The organism is Candidatus Streptomyces philanthi (genome assembly GCF_059553635.1).
This window is the reverse complement of the sequence record NZ_JCANQV010000275.1, coordinates 1-7,556: the sequence shown is the minus strand read 5'-3', so window position 1 is coordinate 7,556 and position 7,556 is coordinate 1. Positions and strand designations below refer to the sequence as shown.

At 73.8% G+C, this 7,556-nt stretch carries 7 protein-coding genes; 1 reads left to right on the top strand and 6 read right to left on the bottom strand.

What is annotated here, in order from left to right; translation table 11 throughout:
- The 6 genes from AC51EU_RS24350 to AC51EU_RS24325 form a co-directional block, all read right to left on the bottom strand.
- Window positions 1-864, bottom strand: an 864-nt coding sequence (locus tag AC51EU_RS24350) for a cytochrome c biogenesis CcdA family protein (RefSeq protein WP_496269197.1), incomplete at its 3' end; no start/stop codon positions are given.
- Window positions 861-1,637, bottom strand: coding sequence for a DsbA family protein (locus tag AC51EU_RS24345; protein ID WP_496269196.1), 777 nt, complete (start codon window positions 1,635-1,637; stop codon window positions 861-863). The genes AC51EU_RS24345 and AC51EU_RS24350, both read right to left, overlap by 4 nt.
- A 54-nt stretch (window positions 1,638-1,691) precedes the next feature.
- Complete coding sequence (locus AC51EU_RS24340) at window positions 1,692-2,093, bottom strand: hypothetical protein (protein ID WP_496269194.1); 402 nt, start codon at window positions 2,091-2,093, stop codon at window positions 1,692-1,694.
- 495 nt (window positions 2,094-2,588) lie between these two features.
- On the bottom strand, window positions 2,589-3,128 hold the full coding sequence (locus AC51EU_RS24335) for an ATP-binding protein (protein WP_496269193.1): 540 nt from the start codon (window positions 3,126-3,128) through the stop codon (window positions 2,589-2,591).
- A gap of 263 nt (window positions 3,129-3,391) precedes the next feature.
- The gene (locus AC51EU_RS24330) at window positions 3,392-4,159 is read right to left on the bottom strand and encodes an enoyl-CoA hydratase/isomerase family protein (protein WP_496269192.1); all 768 of its coding nucleotides are present in this window, start codon (window positions 4,157-4,159) and stop codon (window positions 3,392-3,394) included.
- A gap of 66 nt (window positions 4,160-4,225) precedes the next feature.
- Window positions 4,226-5,491: a L,D-transpeptidase gene (locus tag AC51EU_RS24325; protein ID WP_496269191.1), complete on the bottom strand. Its 1,266-nt coding sequence runs from the start codon at window positions 5,489-5,491 to the stop codon at window positions 4,226-4,228.
- Window positions 5,492-5,674: 183 nt separating this feature from the next.
- On the opposite strand from AC51EU_RS24325, the gene AC51EU_RS24320 reads away from it, so the two are divergent.
- The gene (locus AC51EU_RS24320) at window positions 5,675-7,546 is read left to right on the top strand and encodes an ABC transporter ATP-binding protein (protein WP_496269190.1); all 1,872 of its coding nucleotides are present in this window, start codon (window positions 5,675-5,677) and stop codon (window positions 7,544-7,546) included.
- Window positions 7,547-7,556 lie beyond the last annotated feature (10 nt).

The window sequence follows — 7,556 nt, the reverse complement described above, 5'->3', positions numbered from 1 at the left end:
CTCCTCCCCCGGCGTCTCCTTCCCCGGCGTCTCCTTCCCCGGCGTCTCCTTCCCCGCCCGCAGCGCGATCCGCCCCAGGACGGCCGCGACGGCGAGGGCCGCCAGCGCGATGAGGACGACGTCGGGCACGCCGTTGCCGATGCGCGCGGCCCACTCCTCGATCCGGGACTCGGACTCCGCGTCGAGGATGCCCGGCAGTGCGCTGGTCCCGTTGAAGGCCAGGAAGAGCACGCCGATGCCGATGAAGAAGAGGCCCGAGAGCAGCGAGGTGGTGTGCAGCCGCAGCCGTCCGACGGTGAACGCCCGGCCGCGCAGCCAGCCGCGCCGGCCGAGGTCGAAGCGGTCCCACAGCAGGGCGAGGAGGAACAGCGGCAGCGCCATGCCGAGCGCGTACACCGCGAGCATCGACGCCCCGTACACCGGCGAGCCGCTGAACGCGGTCACGGTGAGCACCGCGCCGAGGATGGGGCCCGCGCAGAAGCCGGCGAGGCCGTAGACGCAGCCGAGGAGGAAGGTGGAGACGGCGGAGCGCGGGGTGATCCGCGCGGCGGCGGCCTGGGCCCTGCGGGACGCGAAGCCGAGCCCGAGGATCTGGGCGAGGCCCATGGCGATGACCACCCAGCCGCCGAGGGTGATCAGCAGGTCCCGGTGGCCGTTGAACACTCGGCTGACCGCGGTGCTGGCCGCGCCCAGCGGGACGAGTGTGGTGGCGAGCCCCAGGTAGAACACCCCGGTGCGGGCGAGCAGCCGGCCCGGGGTCGCCAGTGAGTACGCGAAGAACGCCGGGAGCAGCAGTGCGCTGCACGGGCTGATCAGCGCGAGGACGCCGCCCAGGAACGCGGCGAGGTAGCCGATGTCGGTCACTTGCCGTCTCCCTTGTCCGCCTTCCGGTCCTTCGCGATCGCCGCGGCCTCGTCGACGGCCTGGGCGAAGACGGCGGTGGGCTGGGCCCCGGACACCGGCTGCCCGTTGACCAGGAAGGACGGGGTGGACTGCACGCCGAGCTGGTAGCCCTCCTCCTGGTCCTTCTTCAGGGCGCGGGAGGCGGCGGAGCCGTTCATGTCGTCACGGAACCGGTCGAGGTTCTTGACGCCGCTCTCGCGGGCCATCTCGACGAGCTTGTCCTCGGCCAGGGCCTCGCCCTTGCGGGGCTCGGCGTAGAGCGTGTCGTGCAGCTGCCAGAACCGGCCCTGCTGCCCGGCGGCCCAGGCGGCGCGGGCGGCCCGCTCGGAGGCCGCGCCGAAGAGGGTGAAGTTGCGGAACTCGATGCGCAGCGTGCCCGCGTCCACGTACTTCTTGACCAGCTCGGGCTGGGTCTCACGGGCGAACTTCCCGCAGAACGAGCACTGGTAGTCGGCGTACTCGACGAGGACGACGGGGGCGTCCTTGCGGCCGATGGCCATCGGGTCGCCGTCCTGGCGGCGGTTGGTCCGTTCGGCGAGGTCGTCGAAGAGTTTCTGCTGTTCGGGGTCGCGCTGCGGTCCGGAGGAGGCGGTTTCCGAGGCGCCGCGGCCGGCGTCGCGGTCGCCCTCGACGGCCTTGCCGACGGCGATACCGATGGCCAGGACGGCGACGACGAGGGCGACGACGGCGCCGATGGCGGCGAGTTTGCGGGTGGGAGAGGCGGATGCGGGCATGCGGAAGCTCCAGTGGTACGGAGGGGTGATCGGGCCGGTGCGGTGGGCAGCGGCCTATATCCGCAGGACGGGCTGGAGCTCGGGGGGTCCGGTGGCGGGCGCGCGGTCGAGGGGCGAACGGCTCAGGGCGAGCCGGGCGAGGTCGTCGTACGCCGGGACGGCAGGGCCCTCGGGGGCGGCGGCGAGGAGTTCGCCGCGGGGCGGGGCGGGCGGTGGCGCGGACTCGTCGGGGCTCGGGGCGTGCTGTCCCGAGCAGCGTCCGGGCGTCCCGGTGGCGGTGAGGGGGTGGTGCCGCGAGTCCCCGGCCGTGACGGACGAGGCTTCGGGCACCGCGGTGAACACGGCCGTGACCGGGGCGGGGGCCCGGCCGGCGCCGGTGCGGCACAGCAGGGGGCCGAAGGCGACGGCGAGGAGCAGCAGCAGGAGCAGGGCGGGCGAACGGCGCAACTGCCGCATGACCTCTCCTTCTCCGGTGCGTCCCCGGGCCGCGTCCGGCCCGTCCTCCGTCAGCGCGCCGGTTCCGGGGCGCGCGCACGGGAACGACCATCCTACGGATCGCGCCGGGCGGACCGGAGCACGCGCCGGGGCGGCGACTGCCCGCGCCCCGCCACCGGGGCGGCACCCCTGCGCGTCCCTGAGAAATCGTCCAGCGACCCGCCTATTGCAAGGCTGGTGGCACACCTCACCTTGCATCGCCCGGACATTGATGGAGTAACCGCCGAATTGCCCGGGTTTGCACCTTTGGCAAGTCGCCTCCGACCTGCCATAGTCGAGCGCGACGACTCCCCTTGACCCGGGCCAGGTCGTTCACGGTCCCGCGGACACACCCCTTCCGTCCGCCGGAGACCGGCACTGGGGCCTCACCCGCGCACCCCGCGGGCGGCCCCAGTCCCGCATTCCGGCCCTTACGACCCGGGGAGCAACAAGGAGCGGCGGCGCGGCACGGCCGGCTCAGCGGTCGGTCACCCGCATCTCGAACCACGTCGTCTTGCCGCGCGGCAGCAGGTCCACGCCCCAGCGGTCGGAGAGGGTGTCGACGAGGAAGAGTCCCCGGCCGCTGGTGTCCATGTCGTGGACCGGCATCAGACAGGGCAGCCCGCGCGACGGGTCGCGCACCTCGATACGGATCCAGCCCCGGCGGCGGAGCATCCGCAGCCCGAACATCCGGGCGCCGGTGTGCCGTACGGCGTTGCCCACCAGCTCCGAGACCAGCAGGACGGCGTACTCGGTGAGCTGGGGCGGCATGGCCCATTGGTCGTGCAGCACCGAGCGGGTCAGCCGCCGGGCCGTGCCGGCGGACTGGGGGCGCGAGGGCAGGCGCACCTCGTCGAGCGCCGGGTCGCCGACCGGGTCAAGCGCCGCGAGCGCCGGCCCGTCCGGTACCGTCCCGCCGTACTCCTCCGCCCCGGGGAGTCCCCCGGGTGCGGCGGCCGTGCCGCTGCGCGGCCGCGGCCGCTCCATTCCTTCGAGGCCCGCCATGCCTCCCATCATGGCCGCTACGCGACCCCCACGGGGCCGGAACCCGGGGAATACGCCGCCCGGAACGGCCGTTTCCCGGCCTTTCCCACGGCATATGCCAACGACACCCTGAAGGCGGCCACACCCCCGCCGACCTGCGGCGATCCCCCGTGTGGGCGAGTCGGCCGACGGGGATGCACAAGACTGCGTTAAGTCACGCTTAAGGAACCACGATTCCCCCGCACGAGGCATCGTGTACCGGCCACGCTTCACGCGCCCCGGCAACACCGGCCGTATCAGCGGAACTTGGCCTTGCCCGGCCCCTCCTCGACGAAGCTGCGCATCCCGGTCTCGCGGTCCTCGGTGGCGAACAGTCCGGCGAACCAGTTCCGTTCGACGGTCAGTCCGGTGTCGATGTCGGCCTCCAGGCCCGTGTCGACGCACTCCTTGGCGGCGCGCAGGGCGAGCGCCGGACCGGCCGCCAGGCGCGCGGCCCAGGCGTGCGCCTGCGCGTACACCTCGTCCGCCGGCACCACCCGGTCGACGAGCCCCATCGCCAGCGCCTCGTCGGCCTTGACGTGCCGGCCGGTGAAGATCAGGTCCTTGGCCTTGGACGGGCCGACGAGCCGGGCCAGCCGCTGGGTGCCGCCGGCGCCGGGAATGAGGCCGAGCAGGATCTCGGGCTGGCCGAGCTTGGCGTTGTCGGCGGCGATACGGAAGTCGGCGCAGAGCGCCAGTTCGCAACCGCCGCCGAGCGCGTAGCCGGTGATCGCGGCGACCACCGGCTTGGGGACGCGCGCCACGGCGGTGAAGGCGTCCTGGAGTTCCTTGGAGCGCAGCACCATCGCGGTGTGGTCCATGGCCTGCATCTCCTTGATGTCCGCGCCGGCCGCGAACACCTTCTCGCCGCCCCACAGCACCACGGCGCGTACGTCCTCGCGCCGGGTGGCCTCCGCGGCCAGCTCGCGCAGGCGGTCCTGGGTGGCGACGTCCAGTGCGTTCATCGGCGGGCGGTCCAGGCGGAGGGTGCCGACGCCTTCGGAGACCTCAAGGTTCACAGTCATGCACGGAAGGCTAGCCCGCGTTAACCGCAGCGCCCCTGGTGCACTTGGTCACAGTCGTCCCGGGCGTCACGTCAGCGCGCTGCCCGCCCGCCACTGCGCCCAGGGCATGTTCCAGCCGCCGAGCCCGTTGTCCGGCGCGACGGTGCGTTCGGGTGAGTTGCGCACCTCGACCAGGTCCCCGACGAGCGAGCGGTCGAAGAACCGGCGCGCCGGGGTGTCCAGGTCGCCGCCCTGGACGTCGGGCAGGCCGACACAGCCGTGACTGGTGTTCTCGTGACCGAAGATGTCGTCGGGGGTCCAGTAGTTGCCGTGCAGGAAGGTGCCGGAGACGGTGAGGCGCATCGCGTGCGGGACGTCGGGGATGTTGTACTCGCCGCCGAAACCGACCGTCTTGCTGTCCATCCGGGTCACCGGGCGCCGGTCCAGGATCACCATCTTCCCGTTGTAGGTGGGGTTGCGGTCGTCGCCCGCGGTCACCGGCAGGGACGCGACCTCCCGGCCGTCCTGGCTGACCGTCAGCGTGTGCTCGGCGGTGTCGATGACGCTGCTCTGGTCCCGGCCGACGCGGAAGCCGACCGTCTTCCGCTGTGTCCCGTACGCGTCGGGCCGGACCTTCACACCGCGCAGCCGCAGGTCCACCGAGACGGTGGTGCCCGGCTGCCAGCGCTCGCGCGGCCGGAAGTCCAGCCGCCGGCGGCCGAACCAGTGCGGGGCGACCTCCACACCGGAACTCGCGGAGACGGTCACCGCGCGCTCGACGGCGGCGCGGTCGGTCACCGGCCGGGTGAAGTTCAGCGAGACGATCATGCCGGTGCCGACGGTGGAGCCGTCGTCGGGCGAGAAGTACGCGAGGAACGGGGGGACGCGGGTGCGGAAGCCGGTGTGCCGGGTGACGCGGTTGCCACGGCCGTCGAGCGCGACCGCGTCGACGGTGTAGCGGGCGGCCGGCTCCAGCCGCTTCTCCAGGGGGCGCCAGCTCAGCCCGTCGCGCGAGATCCGCCCCGGCACGGCGGCGGGCCCGTCGTCCCCGTCGCGCCGGACCACCACCCGCTGCAACCGCCCGTCCGGTACCCGGATGCGGAACCTCGCGTCACCGGACACCTCGCGTGCGCCGTCGGCGGGGGTGATCCTGATCGTCCGCTCCGGGTCGGGTCGTCCCCCGAACAGCGCGTACGCCCCGAGGCCGAGGGCGGCCGCCGCGCAGGCGCTCACCACCGCCACCAGGACGGCGGTACGGGCCCGGCGGCGCGGGGCGGCGCCGGGGCGGGCGGGGGCCGCCGGGCCCGGCTCGGCCGCGGGCGGCGGTGCGGGGTCCTGCGCACGGTCGGACATACACCGAATTGTGAGGGACCGGCAGGTTTTTGGAACGCCGGCGGGGTCCTGACGTGTGACGGGCCGCATTCCCCACCTTTCCCGGGCGTTCCGCCACCGTCCGTACGGGTGAAGCGGCGGGCCGGGCCGGTCCGGCGGAAAACCTTGTGAGCGTTGTCAGTGGTCCCGCTTAATCTCGCGGGTGTGACTGCCACAGCGAGCGTCCCGACGCGTTCCCCGTCCGACGAGCCGGACCAACGGTCCGCCGTGCGCTCGCTGTTGCGCCTGTGGCCGTTCGTCAGGCCGGTACGGGCACGGCTGGTGACCGCGGCGTTCGTGGGAACGGTCGCGTCCTGCGTCGGGCTGGTCATTCCGCTGGTCCTCAAGTGGATGGTGGACGGGCCGGTGGCGGCGGGCGACGGGGGCGGCGTCTGGCTGGGCGGCGGGCTCCTGCTGCTGCTCGGGTGCGTCGAGGCCGGGCTGTTCGGGCTGCGGCGCTGGCTGGTGGCCCGCCCGCTGACGGGCGTCGAGGCGGCGATGCGCGCGGCGCTGTACCGCCATGTGCAGCGGTTGCCGGTCTCCTTCCACGACCGGTGGTCCTCGGGCCAGTTGCTCTCCCGGGCGACGACCGACCTCCAGATCCTGCGGCTGTTCCTCGCGTTCCCACTGACGTTCCTGCTGGTCAACGGTGTGACGATCGTGGTGGGTTGCGCGGTGCTGCTGGTCCAGCGCTGGTCGCTGGGGCTGGTGCTGCTCGCGCCCGTCGTGCCGCTGATGGTGCTGTGCTCGGTGTTCGAGGCGAAGTACGCGCTGGCGGCGCGCCGGGCGCAGGACCAGGTCGGCGATCTGACGACGGTCGTCGAGGAGTCCGTCCTCGGCATACGGATCATCAAGGGCTTCGGCCGGCACCGCAGCCAGGCCCGCGCCTTCACCGATCTGGCCCACCGGCTGCGCGGCACGGAGCTGCACAAGGCGCGGCTGCTCGCCGCCATCTGGGGTGCCATCACCCTGCTGCCGGAGCTGGCGCTCGCCGTCGCCCTGGTCCTCGGCACGCTCCAGGTGGCGGACGGCGTCCTCTCGGCCGGCACCCTGGTGGCGTTCCTGTCGACGGCGCTGGCGCTGCGCTGGCCCGTGGAGTCGATCGGTTTCCTGCTCGCCATGAGCAACGAGGCCGCGACGGCGACCGACCGCTACTTCGAGGTGATGGACGCGCCGGCGGACGAGCCGCGCGCGGCGGAGGGGCGCGCCCGGCGCGGAAGCGGCACCCCGACCGCCGACGGACTGGTGTTCGAGGACGTCGAGTTCCGCTATCCGGACGCCCCCGACGACGCCCCGCCGATACTGCGCGGCGTCGACCTGCACATACGCCCCGGCGAGACCATGGCCCTGGTCGGCGCCACGGGCAGCGGGAAGACGACCCTGACCGCGCTGGTGCCCCGGCTGTACGACCCGACGGCCGGCCGGATCACCCTCGACGGACGCGACCTCGCGGACCTTGACCCGGACGAGGTGCGCGCCCTGGTGGCGGTCGCGTTCGAGGAGCCGACGCTGTTCTCCGCGACGGTCGCCGAGAACGTCCTGATGGGCGGGGACGGCCTGGCCTCCGCCGACCTCCACCGGGCGCTGGCGGTGGCCCGGGCCGACGGTTTCGTCGGCGCGCTGCCGGAGGGCGCCGACACCCAGGTCGGCGAGCAGGGCATGACCCTGTCCGGGGGCCAGCGGCAGCGGCTCGCCCTGGCCCGCGCGGTGGCCGGCCGCCCGCGCTTCCTCGTCCTCGACGACCCACTCTCCGCACTCGACGTGCACACCGAGGCGCTGGTGGAGGCGGCCCTGCGCAAGGTCCTGGCGACGACGACCGCGCTGGTCGTCGCGCACCGCCCCTCCACCGTCCTGCTCGCCGACCGGGTGGCGCTGCTCTCCGGCGGCCGGATCACCGCCGTCGGCACCCACCACCAGCTGCTGCGGGACCACCCCGAGTACGCCGCCCTGATGTCCGGCACCCCCGGGGCGCCGCCCGGGCCGGAGCCCGCCACGGACGGCGGGCCGGACCGCCACGCGAAGGGAGAGCGCCGATGACGACCGCCCC

What these genes read in the sequence shown, in the direction of transcription:
- AC51EU_RS24345 (WP_496269196.1), bottom strand. Translation starts at nt 1,637, where the DNA reads ATGCCCGCATCCGCCTCTCCCACCCGCAAACTCGCCGCCATCGGCGCC.
- AC51EU_RS24340 (WP_496269194.1), bottom strand. Translation starts at nt 2,093, where the DNA reads ATGCGGCAGTTGCGCCGTTCGCCCGCCCTGCTCCTGCTGCTGCTCCTC.
- AC51EU_RS24335 (WP_496269193.1), bottom strand. Translation starts at nt 3,128, where the DNA reads ATGATGGGAGGCATGGCGGGCCTCGAAGGAATGGAGCGGCCGCGGCCG.
- AC51EU_RS24330 (WP_496269192.1), bottom strand. Translation starts at nt 4,159, where the DNA reads ATGACTGTGAACCTTGAGGTCTCCGAAGGCGTCGGCACCCTCCGCCTG.
- AC51EU_RS24325 (WP_496269191.1), bottom strand. Translation starts at nt 5,491, where the DNA reads ATGTCCGACCGTGCGCAGGACCCCGCACCGCCGCCCGCGGCCGAGCCG.